General features: G+C 68.3%; 18 protein-coding genes and 1 pseudogene. 9 read left to right on the forward strand and 10 right to left on the reverse strand.

Translation table 11 applies throughout. The features are described 5' to 3' along the window. Positions 1 to 114 precede the first annotated feature (114 nt). On the forward strand, positions 115 to 468 hold the full coding sequence (locus DIE21_RS02970; RefSeq protein WP_124495870.1) for a hypothetical protein: 354 nt from the start codon (positions 115 to 117) through the stop codon (positions 466 to 468). 43 nt (positions 469 to 511) lie between these two features. Here the strand turns inward: DIE21_RS02970 and DIE21_RS02975 are convergent, their stop codons facing one another. From DIE21_RS02975 to DIE21_RS02990, 4 genes are all read right to left on the reverse strand, one after another. Further along, complete coding sequence (locus DIE21_RS02975; protein WP_124495872.1) at positions 512 to 1,336, reverse strand: alpha/beta fold hydrolase; 825 nt, start codon at positions 1,334 to 1,336, stop codon at positions 512 to 514. Between the two features lie 114 nt (positions 1,337 to 1,450). After that, positions 1,451 to 2,368, reverse strand: a complete 918-nt coding sequence (locus DIE21_RS02980) for a LysR family transcriptional regulator (protein ID WP_012365478.1) — start codon at positions 2,366 to 2,368, stop codon at positions 1,451 to 1,453. Positions 2,369 to 2,604: 236 nt separating this feature from the next. After that, complete coding sequence (locus DIE21_RS02985) at positions 2,605 to 2,850, reverse strand: DUF3717 domain-containing protein (protein WP_006761486.1); 246 nt, start codon at positions 2,848 to 2,850, stop codon at positions 2,605 to 2,607. 269 nt (positions 2,851 to 3,119) lie between these two features. Then, positions 3,120 to 4,655: an amino acid permease gene (locus tag DIE21_RS02990; RefSeq protein WP_124495874.1), complete on the reverse strand. Its 1,536-nt coding sequence runs from the start codon at positions 4,653 to 4,655 to the stop codon at positions 3,120 to 3,122. A 573-nt stretch (positions 4,656 to 5,228) separates the two neighbouring features. Here DIE21_RS02990 and DIE21_RS02995 point away from each other — a divergent pair. The 3 genes from DIE21_RS02995 (at position 5,229) to argG (ending at position 9,631) form a co-directional block, all read left to right on the forward strand. Then, a complete protein-coding gene (locus DIE21_RS02995) occupies positions 5,229 to 6,758 on the forward strand; it encodes a sensor domain-containing diguanylate cyclase (protein ID WP_124495876.1) in 1,530 nt (509 codons plus the stop codon). Between the two features lie 138 nt (positions 6,759 to 6,896). Further along, positions 6,897 to 7,964, forward strand: a complete 1,068-nt coding sequence (locus tag DIE21_RS03000; RefSeq protein ID WP_124495878.1) for an FUSC family protein — start codon at positions 6,897 to 6,899, stop codon at positions 7,962 to 7,964. A gap of 329 nt (positions 7,965 to 8,293) precedes the next feature. Next, complete coding sequence (argG, locus tag DIE21_RS03005) at positions 8,294 to 9,631, forward strand: argininosuccinate synthase (protein WP_124495880.1); 1,338 nt, start codon at positions 8,294 to 8,296, stop codon at positions 9,629 to 9,631. Between the two features lie 124 nt (positions 9,632 to 9,755). On the opposite strand, the gene DIE21_RS03010 is transcribed toward argG, so the two are convergent. Together DIE21_RS03010 and DIE21_RS03015 are read right to left on the reverse strand one after the other, a co-directional pair. Further along, positions 9,756 to 11,060 carry an MFS transporter gene (locus tag DIE21_RS03010; protein WP_124495882.1) on the reverse strand — a complete coding sequence of 435 codons (1,305 nt, stop codon included), beginning with the start codon at positions 11,058 to 11,060 and terminating at the stop codon, positions 9,756 to 9,758. 189 nt (positions 11,061 to 11,249) lie between these two features. Then, positions 11,250 to 12,332: a tartrate dehydrogenase gene (locus DIE21_RS03015; protein WP_124495884.1), complete on the reverse strand. Its 1,083-nt coding sequence runs from the start codon at positions 12,330 to 12,332 to the stop codon at positions 11,250 to 11,252. A gap of 108 nt (positions 12,333 to 12,440) precedes the next feature. Between DIE21_RS03015 and DIE21_RS03020 the strand changes: the two genes are divergently transcribed. Continuing rightward, complete coding sequence (locus DIE21_RS03020; protein WP_124495886.1) at positions 12,441 to 13,349, forward strand: LysR substrate-binding domain-containing protein; 909 nt, start codon at positions 12,441 to 12,443, stop codon at positions 13,347 to 13,349. Between the two features lie 204 nt (positions 13,350 to 13,553). On the opposite strand, the gene DIE21_RS03025 is transcribed toward DIE21_RS03020, so the two are convergent. The 3 genes from DIE21_RS03025 to DIE21_RS03035 form a co-directional block, all read right to left on the reverse strand. Then, positions 13,554 to 14,555 carry a LysR family transcriptional regulator gene (locus DIE21_RS03025; protein ID WP_124495888.1) on the reverse strand — a complete coding sequence of 334 codons (1,002 nt, stop codon included), beginning with the start codon at positions 14,553 to 14,555 and terminating at the stop codon, positions 13,554 to 13,556. Between the two features lie 97 nt (positions 14,556 to 14,652). Further along, positions 14,653 to 15,072: an ATP--cob(I)alamin adenosyltransferase gene (locus DIE21_RS03030; protein ID WP_124495890.1), complete on the reverse strand. Its 420-nt coding sequence runs from the start codon at positions 15,070 to 15,072 to the stop codon at positions 14,653 to 14,655. Positions 15,073 to 15,198: 126 nt separating this feature from the next. Then, entirely contained in the window at positions 15,199 to 15,999 is an 801-nt protein-coding gene (locus tag DIE21_RS03035; RefSeq protein ID WP_124495892.1) for a helix-turn-helix domain-containing protein, read from the reverse strand. 170 nt (positions 16,000 to 16,169) lie between these two features. Here DIE21_RS03035 and DIE21_RS03040 point away from each other — a divergent pair, with 170 nt between their 5' ends. The 3 genes from DIE21_RS03040 (at position 16,170) to DIE21_RS03050 (ending at position 18,995) form a co-directional block, all read left to right on the forward strand. Then, positions 16,170 to 16,796, forward strand: a complete 627-nt coding sequence (locus DIE21_RS03040) for a LysE family translocator (RefSeq protein WP_124495894.1) — start codon at positions 16,170 to 16,172, stop codon at positions 16,794 to 16,796. 14 nt (positions 16,797 to 16,810) lie between these two features. Then, a complete protein-coding gene (locus tag DIE21_RS03045) occupies positions 16,811 to 17,512 on the forward strand; it encodes a bifunctional 2-polyprenyl-6-hydroxyphenol methylase/3-demethylubiquinol 3-O-methyltransferase UbiG (protein WP_124495896.1) in 702 nt (233 codons plus the stop codon). 259 nt (positions 17,513 to 17,771) lie between these two features. Continuing rightward, positions 17,772 to 18,995, forward strand: coding sequence for an RtcB family protein (locus DIE21_RS03050; protein ID WP_124495898.1), 1,224 nt, complete (start codon positions 17,772 to 17,774; stop codon positions 18,993 to 18,995). 90 nt (positions 18,996 to 19,085) lie between these two features. Here the strand turns inward: DIE21_RS03050 and DIE21_RS38110 are convergent. Continuing rightward, positions 19,086 to 19,187: pseudogene (locus tag DIE21_RS38110) on the reverse strand (methyltransferase); the annotation flags it as partial. A gap of 133 nt (positions 19,188 to 19,320) precedes the next feature. Between DIE21_RS38110 and DIE21_RS03060 the strand changes: the two are divergent. Further along, a complete protein-coding gene (locus DIE21_RS03060; protein WP_124495900.1) occupies positions 19,321 to 20,616 on the forward strand; it encodes an O-acetylhomoserine aminocarboxypropyltransferase/cysteine synthase family protein in 1,296 nt (431 codons plus the stop codon). Positions 20,617 to 20,668 lie beyond the last annotated feature (52 nt).

Genomic DNA, 20,668 nt, shown 5'->3' on the forward strand with positions numbered 1-20,668 from the left:
CAGCAGTATGCTGGTGTCGTACGGCCGCCCCCGACGCATCGGGCAATCCCTTAGTCCGCACGTCGTCGCGCGGCCGTCGCGACCGCAATCATGCGTTGCAAGGAGGGCTTCGTGATGGCTACCACACATCAGCACTTCCACCTCGAACTACGGCACGCCACCGCGCCGACGTACTTCATCAGCTACCTGTTTCCCGCCTTGCTGTTCGTATACGAACTGCTGCGCGTCGGCCAGTGGATCCGCGATCACGGGATGCAATTCGCCGCGTTCAAGCAGATGGGCTACGAATATCTGCTGATGCTGCTGTTCGTCGGGCTGCAGATCATCGTCGAGGCGATCTTCCTGCTCGGCGCCGCGATGCGCCGCGACCATCGCGATTTCGAGCACCGCCTGCCGAACGTGGTCCTCGGGATCGGCTGCTCGATCGCGCTGCTCGCGATCGATCTCGCGATCCAGCTGTCGTTCTGAGCGCCGGCGGGTCCGGCCCGCCGGCCGCATCGAACCCGGGCGCTCAGGCGTGCGCGTCGCGCAGCAACGCGGCAACCGCCGCGAGTACGTCGCCGGTCCGCTCGCGATGCGGCATGTGTCCGCATCCATCGAGCAGCAGGAACGACGACGGCCCCGCGACGCGCGCGGCGATCCGCTTCGGATGCACGTCCGATCCGTATTCGTCCTGCTCGCCGTGAATCGCGAGTGTCGTGCAGCGCACGCGCGGCAGTCCGTCATCGAGACTCCAGCCGCGAAACGCCGGCGACAGCCACGTGTCGACCCACGCACGCAGCACCCATTCGGCCTTGTCGCCGTGATAGCGCGCGAGCCGGTCGAGCTGGCCGGGCGCGTCGAACTGCTGCCCCGCGTCGCGAATGCCGTCGAGGGTGCGATCCTCGACGAACGCCTGCGCGGCGACCGTCACCAGCGCGCGGCAACGCGCCGGATACGCGGCCGCGCATCCGACCGCCATGCCGCCGCCGACGCTGTGCCCGAACGCGACGAACGCACCGATGCCGAACCGTTCGAGCAGCGCACGGAATCCGTGATCGGCCTCGTCGCGCACGAACGTCGTGCCGAGTTGCCCCGGATGACGGTCGGACCGGCCGAAGCCCAGCCGGTCGTAGGCGATCACGTCGCGTTGCGTGGCGCGCGCGAGTTCCGCGGGAAAGTCGCGCCATAGCTCGACGCAGCCAAGCGAATCGTGCAGCAGCACGATCGGCGCGGGCTCGCGCACAGCCGGCTCATCCGCGGTCAATGCCTGCGCGGACGCGCCGCGCCAGCGCTTCGCGAAGAGGCGCCCTTGCGGCGTCTCGACCCAGGTCTCCTCGGTCACGATTTCAGTCATGTGTGTGTCGTCGTCTGCATGAAGGCGGCCGCATGCGCGCGTGCCGCCGCGAATGCCGACGATGGTGGCCCGGCGACGCGCGCAGCGTCAAGCAAGCCCCCACCGCCCGCGCGTTCATTCGGGCTGCGGCGGCAGATACTCCATCTGCGACTCGTCGTAGAGCCGGTAGATCAGCGCCTGCATCGCGCGGATGTCCTCCGATTCGTCGAGCATCCGCATGCTCATGATGATCGGCGACACGAGGTTCGGATCGTCGAGCGGCTTGTAGCTGATGTCGTCGCGCTTCAGGCCGTACACGCTGTGCGGCACGACCGACACGCCCTCGCCCATCGCGACGAGCCCGAGCGCGATCTGCAGCTCGCGCGTTTCATAGATGCGCCGCGGCTGCAGCGCGCGATCGTGGAACGCCGCGAGGACCTGGTCCGCATAGCTCGGCCGCGGCGCCTTCGGAAAGATGATCAGCGTGTCGTTCACGAGATCGTGCAGCGACAGCACGGGCTTCGCGCCGTCGAGCACATGACCGACCGGCAGCGCGACGATCATCCGCTCCTCGCGCAGCACGACGCGCCGCACGCTCGGATCCTCGTGACGGATGCGCCCGAACCCGACGTCGATGCGCCCTTCCTTCAGCGCCTTGATCTGGTCCATCGTCGACATCTCGTGCAGGCTCAGCTCGACGGCCGGATACTCGCTGCGAAAGCGCCGGATGATCTTCGGCAGCATCCCGTACAGCGTCGAGCCGACGAAACCGACCGACATGCTCCGCTCGATCTTGCCGACCCGCTTCGTCATGGATTCGAGCTCGGTCGTCTGCGCGAGCAGCTGCACCGCATGCGAATAGAAGAACCGCCCCGCGTCGGTCAGCTTCAACGGCCGCGCGTTGCGCTCGAACAGCGGCACGCCGAGCGCCTCCTCGAGTTGCTGGATCTGCCGGCTGAGTGGCGGCTGCGCGATGTGCAGGCGCTCGGCCGCACGCGTGAAATTCCGCTCCTCGGCAACCGCGACGAAGTAGCGGAGGTGTCTCAACTCCATTTTCGAACCCTCCCGGACAGGCGACGGACGCTCATTCGGCCCCGTGCGGACACGTCCCTCGCCGGTCGTCCCGTGATCGCCTGCTCCCGATGCCATGACGATACCTCACGGCGCACCGATACCGGTGCGAGCCGCGTCGCGCTCGCACCCGCGTCCGGCACCGCGCAAAGCAAAACGGGAAGCCGCCAGGCTTCCCGTTGCTTCATCGACGCCGCGTCGCGGCATCGTCCCGCGCGTCATGCCTCGGTGGCGTACAGCGCATCGCGCTGCGCGTCGCTCAGCGAATCGAGCGGCACGTCCGGCAGCCGATAGCAGATCATCGCGCCGTACAGCTCGGCCAGGCAGTTGCTGCCGGCGTCGAGCGCGTAGCCGTCCTCGCCGTCCGGCGCCGGCGGATACACTTCGCGCCACGCGTTGATCGCGGCTTCGATTCGCACGATGGAAACGGGTCCGGCCTTCCGCTCGGCGGGTGATGCGCTCATGGATTCCTCTGGGTTGCGCGCTCCGCGCGCGGGGCCGTGCCGGCCCCGGCGGAACGATGAAAACGCCGGGCGCCGCCGGCCGCCGCAACAGGCGCGCGCCGGATGCCCGATCCGCGCCGCGCGCGTCGCGCCGGCCGGGCCGTGGCCCGGTAGGGTCGGGAAATATAACCGGCTTTGACCCCGTGCAGGGCAAAGCCGACAAAAAAAACGGGAAGCCCGCGGGCTTCCCGTCTTCGTTGCGCATCCCGCGGCAGCCGGCCGCACCGGCATCAGCCCGCGGTTTCGCGGTTCGTCACGCGCGGCATCTGCGCGCCGCGGTTCGCGGCGACCCACGGCTTGATCTCCATGTCCTCGTAGCGCACGAAGCGGCTCTTGTACAGGAGCCGGTAGCCGAGCCACACGACGAGGAACAGCGGGATGCCAACGTAGGTCGCGGTCACGCCCGCCCAGTCGATCCGGTTCGCGAGGAACGCCTGATAGTCCTGCCCCAGCGCGATCACGAGACACAGCACGAACGCGAAGATCGGGCCGAACGGGAACCACTTCGACTGGTACGGCAGCTGGTCGACCGCGTAGCCCTGCTTCACGTAGCCCTTGCGGAACCGGTAGTGGCTGATCGCGATGCCGAGCCACGCGATGAAGCCGGTCATGCCCGACGTGTTCAGCAGCCACAGGTACACCGTCTTGTCGCCGTACAGCGACGTGAAGAAGCACAGCGCGCCGACGGCGGTCGTCGCGTACAGCGCGTTGCGCGGCACGCCGCCGGGCGACAGCTTCGCGAACAGCTTCGGCGCGCGGCCTTCCGTCGCGAGGTTGTAGAGCATCCGCGTCGACGCGTACATGCCCGAGTTGCCGGCCGACAGCACGGCCGTCAGGATCACCGCGTTCATCACGCCGGCCGCGAACGCGAGGCCCGCGTGGCGGAATACGAGCGTGAACGGGCTCACGCCGATGTCGGTCACGTCGCTCTTGAGCAGGTTCGGGTCGGTGTACGGAATCAGCACGCCGATCACGAAGATCGCCAGCACGTAGAACAGCAGGATCCGCCAGAACACCTGGCGCACCGCGCGCGGGATCGTCGTGCGCGGGTGCTCCGATTCGCCGGCCGCGATGCCGATCAGCTCGGTGCCCTGGAACGAGAAGCCCGCGATCATCGCGACGCCCATCAGCGCCGGCAGGCCGCCCGCGAACGGCGCGTCGCCGATCGTCAGGTTGCCCCAGCCGTTGCCCGGCGCCCCCTTCAGAATGCCGAAGATCATCAGCAGGCCGACGCCGATGAACGCGACCACCGTGACGACCTTGATCAGCGCGAACCAGTATTCGGCTTCGCCGAAGCCGCGCACGGTCAGCGCGTTGAGCAGGAACATCACGCCGAGGAACGCGGCGCTCCACCAGACGCCCGGCACGTCCGGGAACCAGTAGTGCATCACGAGCTGCGCGGCGACGAGTTCGACCGCGATCGTCACGGCCCAGTTGTACCAGTAGTTCCAGCCGAGCGCGAAACCGAAGCCTTCGTCGACGTATTTCGCGCCGTAGGTCGCGAACGAGCCCGACACCGGCATGAACGCGGCCATTTCGCCGAGGCTCGTCATCAGGAAGTAGACCATCAGGCCGATCAGCATGTACGCGAGCATCGCGCCGCCGGGGCCGGCCTGCGAGATCGACGCGCCGGACGCGACGAACAGGCCCGTGCCGATCGAGCCGCCGATGGCGATCATCGTCAGGTGGCGCGCCTTCAGCGCGCGATGAAGCTTGGGTGGGTTCGCGGACGAACCGGGTGGGTCGGAATTCGGAATTACGGACATAAACGAGACGAACGTTGAACGGGCCGGCATCCGGAGCCGGCGCACGCGGGATCGGGGCGCGGCGCGCCGCCTGCGATGCATTCGATACGGCCCCGATACGCGTTGCGCGCCGGGCGCCTGCGGCGAAGCGCGGATTCTACCTGATTCGCCGGACAGACAAGCTCAGGTCCGGGCGCCCGTGCCAACCCGTCCGGACGCCGCGGAATCAACGAGTTGGATGCGGCATGGGGCGACGACATGCCGGCGCGGCCGTGCACCGCGCCCCCAAACCATGCATGTGGAGCGGTTATCCGGCGATACCCGGTTCACCGATACGTAATCGTTCCGGCAATGCCGCCTTAAAACGACAGATCGATCGCCATTTACGTCAATAATCAGACGAAACGCGCTCCATAATTGATTCAAATCAAATCGGACATATCCGGTAACGATGCGTAATCGTTCCGCATCGCCTTATGCGCATGCATGTTTTGCATCTTCGCGACCAAATTCGGGAATTCGCGAGATAATACCGATTAATTCGAAATAATCAGCGCGTCGGAGCCGTCGACGACGTGAATATCGCCCCCGAGGATGAAGCCACACCCGCTGCTCGCTGCGCTGCGCCGCCCTACCGCGTCGGCCGTGGCACGCATTCTGTCGCCCCGCGGCGTGCTCGTCGCGGGCATCGTGCTGCTTCTGTTCAGTTGGGGACTCTCCACGTCGCTTTTGATCGAGGCACGCCACGACGCGTATGACCATGCGGTCGAAAATGCGCGCAACCTGATGCTGCTGATCGAGCGCGATATTTCCCGCAATATCGAACTGTATGATCTGTCGCTGCAAAACGTGGTCGACGGTCTCGCCGATCCGGAACTGGCGGCATTGCCGCCGAACCAGCGCCACCGGCTGCTGTTCGACCGCGCGGCCAGCGGTGCCTATCTCGGCGCCATTTTCGTGATGGATCCGCACGGCAATATCGTGATCGATTCGGGCTCGGCGCCGCCGCGGCAAGGCAATTTCGCCGACCGCGAATATTTCACCGTGCATCGCGACCGGCTTGCCCAGGGCCTCTACATCAGCCGGCCGTATGCGTCCCGGCTGCGCGGCGGCGCGCTGACGATCGCGCTCAGCCGCCGGATCACGCTGGCCGACGGCTCGTTCGGCGGGATCGTCGTCGGCACGCTCAGCATCGACTACTTCCGCGCGCTGCTCGACGGTCTCGCGGTCGGCAAGCACGGCAGCGCGGCGATCGTGGAGGAGAACGGCGCGCTCGTGTCCCGCCTGCCGTACGATGCGCGCGTGGTCGGCCTCGACCTTCACGGCGCCCCGCTCTTCATCGAGGCACAGCGCCGCAGCGAAGGCGCGCTGACGGGCGTCGGCGCCATCGACGGCGTGCGCCGCGTCTATGTTTACAAGCATCTCGCGCATCTCCCGCTCATCGTCGACGTCGCGCCCGCCGAGATCGACATCTACGCATCGTGGCGCCATCGCGCGATCTGGACCGTCGTGCTGATGGGCCTGTTTACCGCGTTCATCGCCGGGGGCTCGCTCGCGCTGTCGCGCGAACTCGCGCGCCGGCAGATCGCCGAGTCGAAGCTGTACCGGCTCGCGCACACCGATTCGCTGACCGGCCTCGACAACCGCGGCACATTCGATGCGGTGCTCGCGAAGGAAGCGCAGCGCGCGGCGCGCAGCGGCCGCCCGCTGTCGGTGCTGTTCGTCGACGTCGATCATTTCAAGGCGTTCAACGACTACTACGGCCACCTCGCCGGCGACGACGTGCTGCGCCGCGTCGCGCAATCCGCGTCGCGCTGCCTGCGCCGCGACAGCGACCACGTCGCGCGCTACGGCGGCGAGGAATTCGTCGTCACGCTGCCCGACACCGATGCGCGGGGCGCGGCGACCGTCGCCGAAGCGATCCGCCGCGCGATCGCCGGGCTCGACATCGCGCACGGCCGCAGCCCGTACGGGCACGTGACGGCGAGCATCGGCAGCGCGACCGCCACGGGGCGCGTAAACGCCGCGACGCTGCTGCGGCTGGCCGACGAGGCGCTGTACCGCGCGAAGTCGGGCGGCCGCAATCGCGTGTCGGACGCCGCGGCGAACACGGCCGACGCGTGACGCCGCGGCCGGCCGCGCCGCGCTGCCGCGCCATGGACAGCCCGCGCGCGTTCGGCTAGCGTTACGTCAGCTGCGCGTGCGGCGCGGCGCCGGCCCGCGCGGGCCGCCCGCGCGTGTCCCTGCCACCCCCGCTCCGTCATGACCGCCTCGCTCCCCGCCCGACTGCCGCCGCTCCTGCGTCACGCGCTCCGTCCACTGCTGGACCCGTACCGCCGCTACCGGCACGCGAAGCTGATCCATGCGGCGCGCGTCGCGCTCGCGATCCTCGTGTCGATCGCCTTGTCCACCGGCCTGCGCGTGCCGCACGGCGAATGGTCGACGATCACCGTGCTGATCGTCGTCGGCGGGCTGCAGCATCACGGCAACATCCGCAAGAAGGCGGCCGAGCGCGCGCTCGGCACGTCGATCGGCGCGCTCGCGGGGCTCGGGCTGATCCTGCTCTACTCCGTCCTGCACGCGCCGCTCGCGATCTACCTGCTGATGGCGATCGCGTGCGGGATCTGCGCGTATCACGCGATCGGCAAGGCCGGCTATATCGCGCTGCTGTCGGCGATCACGATGGTGATCGTCGCCGGACACGGCGACAACGAGATCGTCGACGGCCTGTGGCGTGCGGTCAACGTGCTGGCCGGCATCGCGATCGCGCTGGCGTTCTCGTTCGCGCTGCCGCTCTATGCGACCTACTCGTGGCGCTACAAGCTCGCCGACGCGCTGCGCGCGTGCGCGGCCGTGCACGCGCGGCTCGCGGGCGACCGCCACGTGAGCGACGACGCGCACCTGAAGGAAATGGCCGCGCTGAGCGCGCTGCTGGTGCAGCTGCGTTCGCTGATGCCGTCGGTGTCGAAGGAATGCGAGATCTCGGTCACGCACCTCGAGGCGATCCAGCGCAGCCTGCGCCTGTGCATCGGCTACCTGGAGATCCTGTCGAGCATGGTGCCGGCCCGCGACGACCTCGCCGCCCGCGAATACATGCGAACCGGGATGAAGGCCGTGAACCGGCGCATCCGCGACATGCTCGTCCGGGCGAGCCGCGCGCTCAAGTTCGGCACGCCGAGCCGGCTCGCGCCGCGCCGCCGGCCGGCCGATCCGCCGCACGACGCGCCGCCGCCGTTGTCGGGCTACGTGTCGATCACGGCCAAGCTGGCCGGCGAAGTGGACCAGTTGCGCGAGAAACTGCTCGATACCGCGCAGGCGTGGAATATCTGAAGGCCGGCGGGTTCCGGATGGCGCCGGAAAATCTTTCACACCCCTTTCATCCGGACAGGCCGGCATCCTGACGACATCGGCCGCACCCTCCGGCCGATCCGGCCCTGTCAACCGGGCTTGCGTGACGGCGCGTTCCCGCCGGTTTCGACCGCCTTGCGGGGCCGGTTCGTGGCGGATTCTCCGGCCGGTTAACCGCCCGCCAGGCCCGCCGCGACAGGCCCGAAGACGCATTGGCGCGAAAATCAGGTCTTGCCCCAACTTCCCGGACAGCCGATACTCGCATATTCCGCGAAATACGATCCCACCGGCTTCAATCCACGGTAATTCCTATGAGCACGATTCTCGAAAGCCTCCCGACCGGCCAGAAGGTCGGTATCGCCTTCTCCGGCGGCCTGGACACCAGCGCCGCGCTGCACTGGATGAAACTGAAGGGCGCCGTCCCGTACGCTTACACGGCGAACCTCGGCCAGCCCGACGAAGACGATTACGACGCGATCCCGAAACGCGCGATCGAATACGGCGCAGCCGGCGCCCGCCTGATCGACTGCCGCGCGCAGCTCGTCGCCGAAGGCATCGCCGCGCTGCAAAGCGGCGCGTTCCACATCACGACCGCCGGCGTCACGTACTTCAACACGACGCCGATCGGCCGCGCCGTGACGGGCACGATGCTCGTCGCCGCGATGAAGGAAGACGGCGTCAACATCTGGGGCGACGGCAGCACGTACAAGGGCAACGACATCGAGCGCTTCTACCGCTACGGCCTGCTCGTGAACCCGGACCTGAAGATCTACAAGCCGTGGCTCGACCAGACGTTCATCGACGAACTCGGCGGCCGTGCCGAAATGTCCGAATTCATGAACCAGGCCGGCTTCGCGTACAAGATGTCGGCCGAGAAGGCGTATTCGACCGACTCGAACCTGCTCGGCGCGACGCACGAGGCGAAGGACCTGGAAAGCCTCGAAAGCGGCATCAAGATCGTGAACCCGATCATGGGCGTCGCGTTCTGGCGCGACGACGTGAAGATCGCCGCCGAGGAAGTGACGGTGCGCTTCGAAGCCGGCCAGCCGGTCGCGCTGAACAGCGTCGAGTTCAACGACCCGGTCGAGCTGCTGCTGGAAGCGAACCGCATCGGCGGCCGCCACGGCCTCGGCATGAGCGACCAGATCGAGAACCGCATCATCGAGGCGAAGAGCCGCGGCATCTATGAAGCCCCGGGCCTCGCGCTGCTGTACATCGCCTACGAGCGCCTCGTCACCGGCATCCACAACGAAGACACGATCGAGCAGTACCGCGAGAACGGCCGCCGTCTCGGCCGCCTGCTGTACCAGGGCCGCTGGTTCGACCCGCAGGCGATCATGCTGCGCGAAACCGCGCAACGCTGGGTCGCACGGGCGATCACCGGCGAAGTGAAGATCGAACTGCGCCGCGGCAACGACTACTCGATCCTGAGCACGAAGTCGCCGAACCTCACGTACCAGCCGGAACGCCTGTCGATGGAGAAGGTGGCGTCGACGTTCTCGCCGCGCGACCGGATCGGCCAGCTGACGATGCGCAACCTCGACATCACCGACACGCGCGACAAGCTGCGCGTCTACACGCAAGTCGGTCTGCTGACGCCGGGTGAATCGTCGGCGCTGCCGCAGATCAAGGGCGACGGCGAGCAGTAAGCCGCTTCGTTCGAAGCCGGGGCGCGTAGCCGATACGCGCCCCGGCCGGGCAGGCCGTGTATGCGACGTCGCATGCGCGGCCTGCCGTTCCTCCCCCGGCTTCTCCCCTTCCTGCTTTCCCCCGCTACCGCATCACGCCCGACGCGACCCGCTCGCGCGCGCCCTTGCGGCTCAGCATCAGCGTGACGACCGCCGACACCGCGAGCGTGCCCGCCACCACGTATAGCCCGGCCGCATACCCGCCCGTCACATGCTTGAGCCAGCCGATCGCGAACGGCCCGACGAAGCCGCCGAGGTTGCCGATCGAATTGATCATCGCGACCCCCGCGGCCGCGCCGGCGCCTGACAGGAACGCGCTCGGCATCGCCCACAGCGGCGCCTTCGCGGCGCTGATCCCGATGTTGACGACGACCAGCGCGAGCACGGTCAGGAACGCGGTGCTCGCCTGCCCCGCGAACACGAAGCCGATGCAGGCCAGCACGCACGGAATCACGACGTGCCACGTGCGCTCGCCGGTGCGATCCGAATGCCGCGCCCATCCGATCATCGCGACGACCGCGGCAATGCTCGGGATGCCGGTCAGCAAGCCCGTCTGCAACGCGCTGAAGCCGAACTGCCTGACCATCAGCGGCGCCCACAGGCCGAGCGTATAGAGCCCTGCCGACGTGCCGAAGTAGATCAGCGCGAGCGCCAGCACGCGCGGGTCGCGCAGCGCCTGCCACGCGCCGGCCGTGTGCCCGGCATGCGTGTGCCGCGCGTCGGCCTCGGACTTCAGCTTCGCGATCAGCCAGTCGCGCTCGTCCGGTTGCAGCCACGCGGCCTTCGACGGCGCATCGGTCAGGCACTTCAGCACGACGAAGCCGAGCACGACCGCGGGCAGCGCCTCGACGATGTACAGCATCTGCCAGTCGGCGAGCCCGAACATCGGCGGCATCTGCATGATCGCGCCCGACAGCGGCGAACCGATCGCGGTCGAGATCGGCGCGGCCGCCATGAACCACGCGGCGGCCACCGCGCGCTGCTTCGCGGGAAACCACAGACTCAGGTACAGGATGATGCCGGGGAAGAATCCGGCTTCGGCCATGCCGAGCAGGAAGCGCAGCACGTAGAAGCTCGTCGGCCCGGCCGCGAACGCGGACACCGCCGACACGATGCCCCACGTGACCATCACGCGCGCGATCCAGATGCGTGCGCCGACGCGATGGAGTATCAGATTGCTCGGTACTTCGAACAGAAAATAGCCGATGAAGAACAGGCCGCCGCCGAGTCCGAACGCGGTCGGCGACAGGCCGATCGCCTTGTTCATCGTCATCGCCGCGAAGCCGACGTTGACGCGATCGAGAAAGCTGACGAAGTAAAGCAGCATCACGAACGGAATGATGCGCCACATCAGTTTCCGCGCGACGCGGGTTTCCAGATCCGCTTGCATGTGTCTCCTCCTTCGAGGTCGAGCCGTGCGCTGTGCGCGCGTGCTCGGTGGGTGCCGGCCGGCGTCACGGCGAAACGTGTACGCCGGCGCCCGGCTCGCATCGAATGCGCGAGTCGCGGGCAGAAAATTCGAGGGCGGTGAATCAACGGCGAACGGCTGCGCACGCGGCCGTCACCGTCCTCGTTGCCGTCAGGCCGCGACCGCCGCGTTCGCGACGCGCTCGCAGACGGCGGCCGTCACCTGCGCGGTCGTCGCGCTGCCGCCGAGGTCGCGCGTATGCAGCGACGGATCGGCCGTCACGGCCTCGATCGCCTGCATCACGCGCGCGGCCGCTTGCGTCTCGCCGAGATGCTCGAGCAGCATCACGACCGACCAGAACGTGCCGACCGGATTCGCGAGGCCCTTGCCCATGATGTCGAACGCGGAGCCGTGGATCGGCTCGAACATCGACGGATAGCGGCGCTCGGGATCGATGTTGCCGGTCGGCGCGATGCCGAGACTGCCGGCGAGCGCGGCGGCGAGATCGCTGAGGATGTCCGCGTGCAGGTTCGTCGCGACGATCGTGTCGAGCGACGCCGGGCGGTTCACCATGCGCGCGGTCGCGGCGTCGACGAGTTCCTTGTCCCACGTGACGTCGGGAAATTCCTGCGCGACCTGCCTCGCGATCTCGTCCCACATCACCATCGCGTGACGCTGCGCGTTGCTCTTCGTGATGACGGTCAGCAGCTTGCGCGGACGCGACTGCGCGAGCCGGAACGCGAAGCGCATGATGCGTTCGACGCCGGCACGCGTGAGGATCGACACGTCGGTCGCGGCCTCGATCGGATGACCCTGGTGCACGCGGCCGCCGACGCCCGCGTATTCGCCCTCCGAGTTCTCGCGCACGATCACCCAGTTCAGGTCGTCCGGCCCGCAGCGCTTCAGCGGCGCGTCGATGCCGGGCAGGATGCGCGTCGGGCGCACGTTCGCGTACTGGTCGAAGCCCTGGCAGATCTTCAGGCGCAGGCCCCACAGCGTCACGTGGTCGGGCACGTCGGGGTCGCCCGCCGAGCCGAACAGGATCGCGTCCTTGCCGCGCAGCGCGTCGAGGCCGTCGGCCGGCATCATCGCGCCGTGCCGGCGGTAGTAATCGGCGCCCCAGTCGAAATCCTCGAACTCGAACGCAAAGCGGTCGCTGCCGCGAGCCAGCGCTTCCAGCACCTGCTTGCCGGCCGGCACCACTTCCTTGCCGATGCCGTCGCCGGGAATGGTCGCGATACGGTAGGTCTTCATGCTGACATCCTCGATTGATCGTGAGCGTGAAGGCACTTTACCGAACCGGAAGTGCAGGAACCGGTGCTAGACTCAAAGCATCTTTAACTTTGATTCATGAATCCCGTCATGGCGGATACCGTCCAGCCGGCCGATCTCGGCTTCTTCTCGACGCTGGCCGCGTCGGGCAGCCTGAGCGCGGCCGCGCGCGAACTCGGGCTGACCGCGGCGGCCGTCAGCAAGCGGCTCACGCAGATGGAGCGGCGCGCGGGCGTGACGCTCGTCAACCGCACGACGCGCCGCATGATGCTGACGCCCGAAGGCGACGTGTATCTCGACTACGCACGCCGGATCCTCGATCAGATGGACGAGCTGGGCGAACTGCTCGGCAGCGCGAAGCAGCGCCCGAAGGGCCTGTTGCGCGTGAACGCGACGCTCGGCTTCGGGCGCAGCCACGTCGGCCCGGCGATCTCGCGCTTCGTCGCGCGCTATCCGGAGGTGTCGGTGCAGTTGCAGCTGTCGGTGATGCCGCCGCCGCTCACCGACGACGCGTTCGACGTCTGCATCCGCTTCGGCGAGCCGCCCGATACGCGCGTCGTCGCGCGGCGGCTCGCGGCGAACCGCCGGCTGCTGTGCGCGGCGCCCGCGTATCTCGCGCGGCACGGGACGCCGGGCACGCCGCACGAGCTGACGCGGCACAACTGCATCGGCATCCGGCAGGGCGACGAAGGCTACGGGATCTGGCGCCTGACGAGCGGACGCGGCGCGGCGCGCAACACGGAAGCCGTGCGGATCAACGGCAACCTGACGACGAACGACGGCGAGATCGCGGTGAAGTGGGCGCTCGACGGACACGGGATCCTGATGCGCGCCGAGTGGGATATCCGCGACTACCTGGCCGACGGGCGACTCGTCGTCGTGCTGCCCGAGTACGAGACGCCGAGCGCGGATATTTATGCGGTGTATGCGCAGCGGCATCAGATGTCCGCGCGCATACGGGCGTTCGTGGAGTTTCTCGCGGGGGAACTGGGCGGGTGACGGGGTGCGGGCGGACGGGTGCCGGCGCACATTGCAGGACCCGGGCCGCTGGCTGATTCTACCTGACGACGCATCGGCCGGCTGAATGCCAATATCCTGGCGAAAATGGCTCAAGAATCGCCAGAATATTTGCACACCTTCACAAGACACCGACGACTTCCCCTGCATCGCCTGCCGACGGCGCGCACTTGCGACGCGCCGCCGTCACGCCGCTGCCGCCAGCCTTCCGTCGGGCTCGCACGCAACGATTGCCGTCGCCGCCACCTGCCGCAGCGCTGCCCCGGGCACGCTCACGCCCGCCCCGTTCTGAGCCGCATCCGCGAAGCGCTCCGCGATCCAGTCGACGAACGCGCGCACACCCGGCGACACGTGCCGACGCTTCGCATAGACGGCCGATACGGACACCGCGCCCGGTCGCCAACGCGGCAGCACTTCCCGCAACTGCCCTGCGTCGATCAGCGGCTGCGCGATGACGCGCGGCGGCTGGATCAGCCCCAGGCCATGCACGCCGCAGGCCAGATACGCACGCTCGTCGTCCACGCTGACGATCCCGTCGAGCCGGATCTTGCGCACCGCGCCGTCGATCGCGAATTCGAGTTCGGCCGCGCGCTGGCACGATGCGGACGCTCCGTTGACCGCGCGGTGCCCGGCGAGCGCGTCGAGCGAACCCGGCACGCCGCAGCGCTCGAGATACGCAGGGCTCGCGCAGGTCACGCGTTCGAGTGCGCCGAGCGCTCGCGCAACCAGCGACGAATCGGGCAGCGCGCCAAGCCGGATGCTGCAGTCGACCGCATCGCCGATCAGGTTGGCCGCGCGTCCGGACACACCCAGCATCAGCACGAGCTCGGGATGACGCGCGTGGAACGCGCCAAGTGCAGGCAGCACGATCGCGCCCGCCACCGATCCGGGCAACTCGACGCGCAGCGGCCCGCTCGGATGCCGCGCCGCATTGCGCAGGCTCGCCTCGAGCTCGTCGACGTCCGCGGTGATGCGCTGGCACCGCCGGTAATACGCGTCGCCTTCCGGCGTCGCACGAAGCGCGCGCGTCGTGCGCACCAGCAACGGCATGCCGAGCGCCGCCTCGAGTTCCTGCACGGTGCGCGTCGCGGTTGCGCGTGAAATGCCGAGCGACTGCGCCGCGCGCGTAAAGCTGTTCATCTCGACGATGCGCGTGAAGATGCGCATCGCGCGAATCGGATTGTCCACCGGAAACTCCCGCGGAATGCGGCATGACGCCCCTCGCGAACACGATGCGGTGCATGCCTGTCAGTGAGAAAGCCGCGCCGCCGGCGCGGCGACCGGTTCAGTCGTGCGAGGCCGCGCTCGCGCGGGCCGGTGCGGCAAGCAGCCGCCGTGCCAGCGCGAGCGCCTCGTCGCGATTCGCCGCCGCGTTCAGCGGATAACCCCAGACCTTCTCGAACGCGGCCGAGAATGCATCGAGCGCCGCGCGCCGCTGCGCGTCGGGCTCGACCGCGATCATCGCGGGAATCCATGCGCGCGATTGCGCGCGATTCGCCTTGCTCCACTTTGCGAGCTGCTTGCGCATCTCGTGATCCTGCGCATCGCGATCGTCGCCGGACGGCGCATCATCGGTCAGGAACACGAAACGTTCGCGGCGCGCGAGCAATGCGTCGAGTTCGGCCAGCAAGCGCGCGGGATCGCTCGACGGCGAACGCGCGTAACGCAACCACACCAGCGGGAATTCAGTCGTGACGATCTGCATGTCGACCTCCAGATGAGAATGATTCTCATGTTAGGGGTCGGCGTCCGTCGCGTCATGTGTCGTGCCGGCCAACCGCTTGTTCGATCCGGCCAACCGTGCGCGCCGGTCCGGCACGGGATCGCGCACTCAGCGCTGCCGGTCGGTCAGGTATTGGGTCGGAGGCTTGCCGGTCGCCTTGCGGAACATCGTCACGAAGCTGCTCGCGCTCTCGTAGCCGAGATCGATCGCGATCTGGTGCACGCGGCGGCCCGCCGTCAGCATCCGCAGCGACAGCGCGACGTGCAGCCGCCGGCGCCAGTCGCCGAGGCTCATGCCGAGTTCCTTCGCGGCGAGCCGCGTGAGGCTGCGCTCGCTGACGCCGGCACGGCGCGCGAGTTCGGACAGCGGCGACTTGTCGGCCGGATCGTCGAGCAGGTGATCGATCAGCTTGCGCAGCCGGCGATCGGCCGGCATCGGCAGGTACAGGTCCTCGACCGGCGCCGCGACGAGCTCGTCGAGCAGCGTCGCCATCAGCCGGCCCTGCGGGCCGTCGACGTCGTACAGGCTCGGGAAGCTCGCGGCCTTCAGCAGCAGCTCGCGCAACAGCGGCGACATGCCGAGCGTGCAGCAGCGCGTCGGCAGGTCGGGCGCCGCATCGGGTTCGACCAGCACCGCGTAGAACGTCGCGCCGGCCGAGCCGCGCGCCGAATGCGTGACGCCGCCCGGGATCCATACCGTGCAGTGCGGCGGCGCGCTCCACACGCCACCGTCGATCTCGCAATAGATGACGCCGCTCAACGTGTACAGCAGTTGCGCCTGCGGATGGCTGTGCCGTTCGAGCCGCCATTCGGGCTCGACGACCGAGCCGCCGAACACGACGAGCGGACGCGGCACGTGATACACGTCGGCGTCGGCAGCGGGATCGGTCACGGGCGGCAGGTTGCGCATGGAGCAAGGGCGTTGGAGGCGGCCGACGGCGTGCCCGCGCGGCCTTTCGTGCTTATACCAGAAAGGCGCCGGCGCGGCTGCGCGGTTCCCGGCCCGCGCCGGCAGCCGCGCGCCGATCCGAATACAATGCGTCGATCCCCCGCCGCTGCGCCCACCTTGCCGGAGCCGCCATGTTCGACCTGACCACGCTGACCACCTTCACGGCCGTCGTCCTGGGCCTGTTCCTGATCCCCGGCCCCGCCGTGCTGCTCGTGCTGAGCCGCACCGTGCAGGGCGGCCGCAAGACCGGCATCGTGACCGGGCTCGGCGTCGCGAGCGGCGATTTCGTGCATACGCTGTTCGCGGCCGTCGGGCTGTCGGCGCTGCTGATGACGTCGGCCCTCGCGTTCAACGTCGTGAAGCTGGTCGGCGCTGCGTACCTGATCTACCTCGGCGTGCGCGCGCTGCTCGACCGGCCGTCCGATCCGTCGCTGCCGACGGTGTCGCCCGTCACGCCGCTGAAGGCGTACTTGCAGGCGATTCCCGCCGAAGTGCTGAACCCGAAGACCGCGCTGTTCTTCCTCGCGTTCATGCCGCAGTTCGTGCATCCGGAACGCGGCTCGATGTTCGTGCAGTTCGCGGTGCTCGGGCTGATCTTCGTCGTGCTCAGCTCGCTCTACACGACGCTGATCGCCTGCTCGGTCCGCCCGCTCGGCCGCGTCGTGAAGCGGCTCGCGTGGCTCACGCGCTGGCAGGGGAAGATCATCGGCTCGATCTTCATCGCGCTCGGGCTGCGCGTCGCGGTACAGCAACGCTGACGCGCACGTTTCGCATGACGTCCGGCGCCGCGCCTGCCGGCGAAATCCTCTATGCCGACCCGCGCCTCGTCGCGGTCTACGACCGGTTCAACGCGGGTGATCGCGACTTCGCGTTCTACGCGTCGCGCATCGGCGCCGCGCGGCAACGGATCCTCGATCTCGGCTGCGGCACCGGCACGTTCGCGCGCCGGCTCGCCGCGGCCGGGCACGACGTCGTCGCGATCGATCCCGCGCCCGCGATGATCGACCATGCGCGGCGCCAGCCGGGCGCCGGCGCGGTACGCTGGTTCGCGTGCGATCTCGACGGCCTGCCGCGCGGCGCGCCGTTCGACGCCGTCGTGATGACCGGGCACGCGTTCCAGTGCCTGCTGACCGACGCGGACATCCACGCGACGCTGCGCGGCGTGCGGCGCGTGCTCGCGGACGGTGGCCGCTTCCTGTTCGAGACCCGCAATCCGCGCGTCGAGCCGTGGCTTGGCTGGACGCCGCAAGCGTCCACCTCCCGTATCGATTCGCCAGAATTCGGCATCGTCGAACTCCACCACGCGGTGACTGCCGTCGACGGTCCGATCGTGTCGTTCGACACGGTCTACCGCTTTCACCGTGACGCTACGCAGGTGAAGAACGCGAGCCGGCTGCACTTCATCGCGCAGCCCGACCTGCAAGCGCGCGTGGCGGCCGCCGGCTTCTCGTCGGCGGACTGGTGCGGCGACTGACAAGGCGCGCCGTTCGACGATGCGGCCAGCGCGGAGATCATCGCGATCTGCCGCGCGTGAGCGGTTGAATACCGCGCCTGCGTGACTACAGCGCGCCGAGCGCCCTGCCAATCGAGCCTGAACGCGATCGAGTCGCACCCCGATTCCGACGACGCAGGTCGCCCGGCGGCTATTGAAGAAAAGGACAACAATAGATGGAAGCACCATGCAGTCAAAGGACCGCGCCGAACGAATGAAGGAGCGGGCGAAGGTGAAGCAAATGACCGACGACGATTTTCAGGTAATGGAACTGGCGAACGGCAAGCCGGTGAAGATGTGGACGCAAGGCGTCGCGGTCGAGGACGACGCGCGCACGCAATTGCGCAACACGGCGCAGATGCCGTTCATTTTCAGGCACGTCGCGGTGATGCCGGACGTCCACCTCGGCAAGGGCTCGACGATCGGCAGCGTGATCCCGACGAAGGGCGCGATCATCCCGGCCGCGGTCGGCGTCGACATCGGCTGCGGGATGATGGCAGCACGCACGACGCTCACGGCAGCGGACCTGCCGGACTCGCTCGGCGGGCTGCGCAGCGCGATCGAACGCGCGGTGCCGCACGGCCGCGCGCCGGGCCACCGCGATCCGGGTGCATGGGGCAATCGCACGCCGGCCGCCGTGACCGAGTCGTGGAAGTCGCTGCTGCCGGGTTTTCAGCGGATCGTCGACAAGTATCCGAAGCTGGAAAGGACGAACCACTACGCGCATCTGGGCACGCTGGGCACGGGCAACCACTTCATCGAGGTGTGCATCGACGAAGCGGAGCGCGTGTGGTTCATGCTGCACAGCGGCTCGCGCGGCGTCGGCAACGCGATCGGCAGCCTGTTCATCGAACTCGCGCAGGCCGACATGCGGCAGCACATCGCGAACCTGCCGGATCGCAACCTCGCGTACTTCACCGAGGGCAGCCGGCACTTCGACGATTACGTCGAAGCGGTCGGCTGGGCGCAGGACTACGCGCGCCGCAACCGGCAGGCCATGATGGACGCGGTGATCGGCGCGGCGCGCGGCGTGATCGCGCAGCCGTTCTCGGTCGACGAGCACGCGGTGAACTGCCACCACAACTACGTGCAGCGCGAACGCCACTTCGGCGAGGACGTGCTCGTGACCCGCAAGGGCGCGGTGTCCGCGCAGAAGGGGCAGCTCGGGATCATTCCGGGCTCGATGGGCGCGAAGAGCTTCATCGTGCGCGGGCTCGGCAATCCGGAGAGCTTCTGTTCGTGCAGTCACGGCGCCGGCAGATCGATGAGCCGGACCGAGGCGAAGCGCCGCTTCACGGTCGACGACCAGGTGCGAGCGACGCGCGGCGTCGAATGCCGGAAGGACGCGGGCGTCATCGACGAGATCCCGATGGCCTACAAGGACATCGATGCGGTGATGGCGGCGCAGCGCAGCCTCGTCGAAGTGGTGCACACGCTGCGTCAGGTGGTGTGCGTGAAAGGATAGCGGGCATCACGTAGTCGAGCCATCGACGCCCGCTGACGAACGAACGGCGCGATGCCCGCAGGCGTCGCGCGCGCGATGTTCTGCGTCACGAGCCGGCCGCCCGGCGGCGGCGCTCGCCGCGAGCGCGGCGGCGGACGGCACGAGCGTCGCGGAGAAATACGTATCCACCTTGTTCCACTGGTCCTGATCCATCACGCACCTTTCGCCTGCGGGAAAATGCATTCCATGCGCCGCGCCCCCATAAGCAACAAACCATTCGTTCTAAAGAAAGCGGCGCACGTACTCCTATAATCGGCCGACCATCACAACAACAGACGGAGCACCCATGACCGATCAGGCCTCTTCGAACTGGCGCCTCGAAACCATCGCCGTGCACGGCGGCTATCGCCCCGACCCGACCACGCGCGCGGTCGCGGTGCCGATCTACCAGACCGTTGCGTACGCATTCGACGACACGCAGCACGGCGCGGACCTGTTCGACCTGAAGGTCCAGGGCAACATCTACACGCGGATCATGAACCCGACGACGGACGTGCTCGAGCAGCGGATCGCCGCGCTCGAGGGCGGCATCGGCGCGCTCGCGCTGGCGTCGGGCCAGGCGGCCGTCACGTACGCGATCCAGACGATCGCGGAAGCCGGCGACAACATCGTGTCCGCCAGTTCGCTGTACGGCGGCACCTACAACCTGTTCGCGCATACGCTGCCGCAATACGGGATCACGACGCGCTTCGCCGATCCGCGCGACCCCGCATCGTTCGAGCCGCTGATCGACGCGCGCACGAAGGCGATCTTCGCGGAATCGGTCGGCAACCCGCTCGGCAACGTGACCGACATCGCCGCGCTCGCCGACATCGCGCATCGCCACGGGATCCCGCTGATCGTCGACAACACGGTGCCGTCGCCGTACCTGCTGCGCCCGTTCGAGCACGGCGCGGACATCGTCGTGCACTCGCTGACGAAGTATCTCGGCGGCCACGGCACGAGCCTCGGCGGCGCGATCGTCGATTCGGGCAAGTTCCCGTGGGCGCAGCATGCGGACCGCTTCAGGCGGCTCAACGAGCCCGACGTCAGCTATCACGGCGTCGTCTACACCGAAGCGTTCGGGCCGGCCGCGTATATCGGCCGCGCGCGCGTCGTGCCGTTGCGCAACATGGGCGCGGCAATCTCGCCGTTCAACGCGTTCCAGATCCTGCAAGGCATCGAGACGCTCGCGCTGCGCGTCGAGCGCATCAGCGACAACGCCTTGAAGATCGCGCGGCATCTCGCACGCCATGAACACGTCGAATGGGTGAACTACGCGGGACTGCCCGATCACCCGGACCATCCGCTCGTCGCGCGCTACCTGTCGGGCCGCGCGCCCGGCATCCTGACGTTCGGCGTGAAGGGCGGCCGCGCCGGCGGCGCGAAGTTCCAGGACGCGCTGAAGCTGTTCACGCGGCTCGTCAACATCGGCGACACGAAGTCGCTCGTCACGCATCCGGCCTCGACGACGCACCGGCAACTGTCGCCGGCCGAACTCGCGAAGGCCGGCGTGAAGGAGGAAACGGTGCGGCTGTCGATCGGCATCGAGCATATCGACGACCTGCTCGCCGATCTCGACCAGGCGCTCGCGCGGCTGTGACCGGAACGGGCGCGCCGGCTCGCCGGTGCGCGCCGTGCCCGAAAACCTCGAG

The organism is Burkholderia sp. Bp9140, assembly GCF_003853425.1.
GTDB lineage: Bacteria > Pseudomonadota > Gammaproteobacteria > Burkholderiales > Burkholderiaceae > Burkholderia.

Bases quoted from the DNA above. Each gene is read 5' to 3' on its own strand.
- DIE21_RS03040 (WP_124495894.1), top strand. From the start codon at position 16,170: ATGTTCGACCTGACCACGCTGACCACCTTCACGGCCGTCGTCCTGGGC.
- DIE21_RS02975 (WP_124495872.1), bottom strand. From the start codon at position 1,336: ATGACTGAAATCGTGACCGAGGAGACCTGGGTCGAGACGCCGCAAGGG.
- DIE21_RS03035 (WP_124495892.1), bottom strand. From the start codon at position 15,999: ATGCGCAACCTGCCGCCCGTGACCGATCCCGCTGCCGACGCCGACGTG.
- DIE21_RS03030 (WP_124495890.1), bottom strand. From the start codon at position 15,072: ATGCAGATCGTCACGACTGAATTCCCGCTGGTGTGGTTGCGTTACGCG.
- DIE21_RS02970 (WP_124495870.1), top strand. From the start codon at position 115: ATGGCTACCACACATCAGCACTTCCACCTCGAACTACGGCACGCCACC.
- DIE21_RS03060 (WP_124495900.1), top strand. From the start codon at position 19,321: ATGACCGATCAGGCCTCTTCGAACTGGCGCCTCGAAACCATCGCCGTG.
- DIE21_RS03045 (WP_124495896.1), top strand. From the start codon at position 16,811: ATGACGTCCGGCGCCGCGCCTGCCGGCGAAATCCTCTATGCCGACCCG.
- DIE21_RS03020 (WP_124495886.1), top strand. From the start codon at position 12,441: ATGGCGGATACCGTCCAGCCGGCCGATCTCGGCTTCTTCTCGACGCTG.
- DIE21_RS02990 (WP_124495874.1), bottom strand. From the start codon at position 4,655: ATGTCCGTAATTCCGAATTCCGACCCACCCGGTTCGTCCGCGAACCCA.
- DIE21_RS02995 (WP_124495876.1), top strand. From the start codon at position 5,229: ATGAAGCCACACCCGCTGCTCGCTGCGCTGCGCCGCCCTACCGCGTCG.
- DIE21_RS03050 (WP_124495898.1), top strand. From the start codon at position 17,772: ATGACCGACGACGATTTTCAGGTAATGGAACTGGCGAACGGCAAGCCG.
- DIE21_RS03000 (WP_124495878.1), top strand. From the start codon at position 6,897: ATGACCGCCTCGCTCCCCGCCCGACTGCCGCCGCTCCTGCGTCACGCG.
- argG (WP_124495880.1), top strand. From the start codon at position 8,294: ATGAGCACGATTCTCGAAAGCCTCCCGACCGGCCAGAAGGTCGGTATC.
- DIE21_RS02980 (WP_012365478.1), bottom strand. From the start codon at position 2,368: ATGGAGTTGAGACACCTCCGCTACTTCGTCGCGGTTGCCGAGGAGCGG.
- DIE21_RS03015 (WP_124495884.1), bottom strand. From the start codon at position 12,332: ATGAAGACCTACCGTATCGCGACCATTCCCGGCGACGGCATCGGCAAG.
- DIE21_RS03010 (WP_124495882.1), bottom strand. From the start codon at position 11,060: ATGCAAGCGGATCTGGAAACCCGCGTCGCGCGGAAACTGATGTGGCGC.
- DIE21_RS02985 (WP_006761486.1), bottom strand. From the start codon at position 2,850: ATGAGCGCATCACCCGCCGAGCGGAAGGCCGGACCCGTTTCCATCGTG.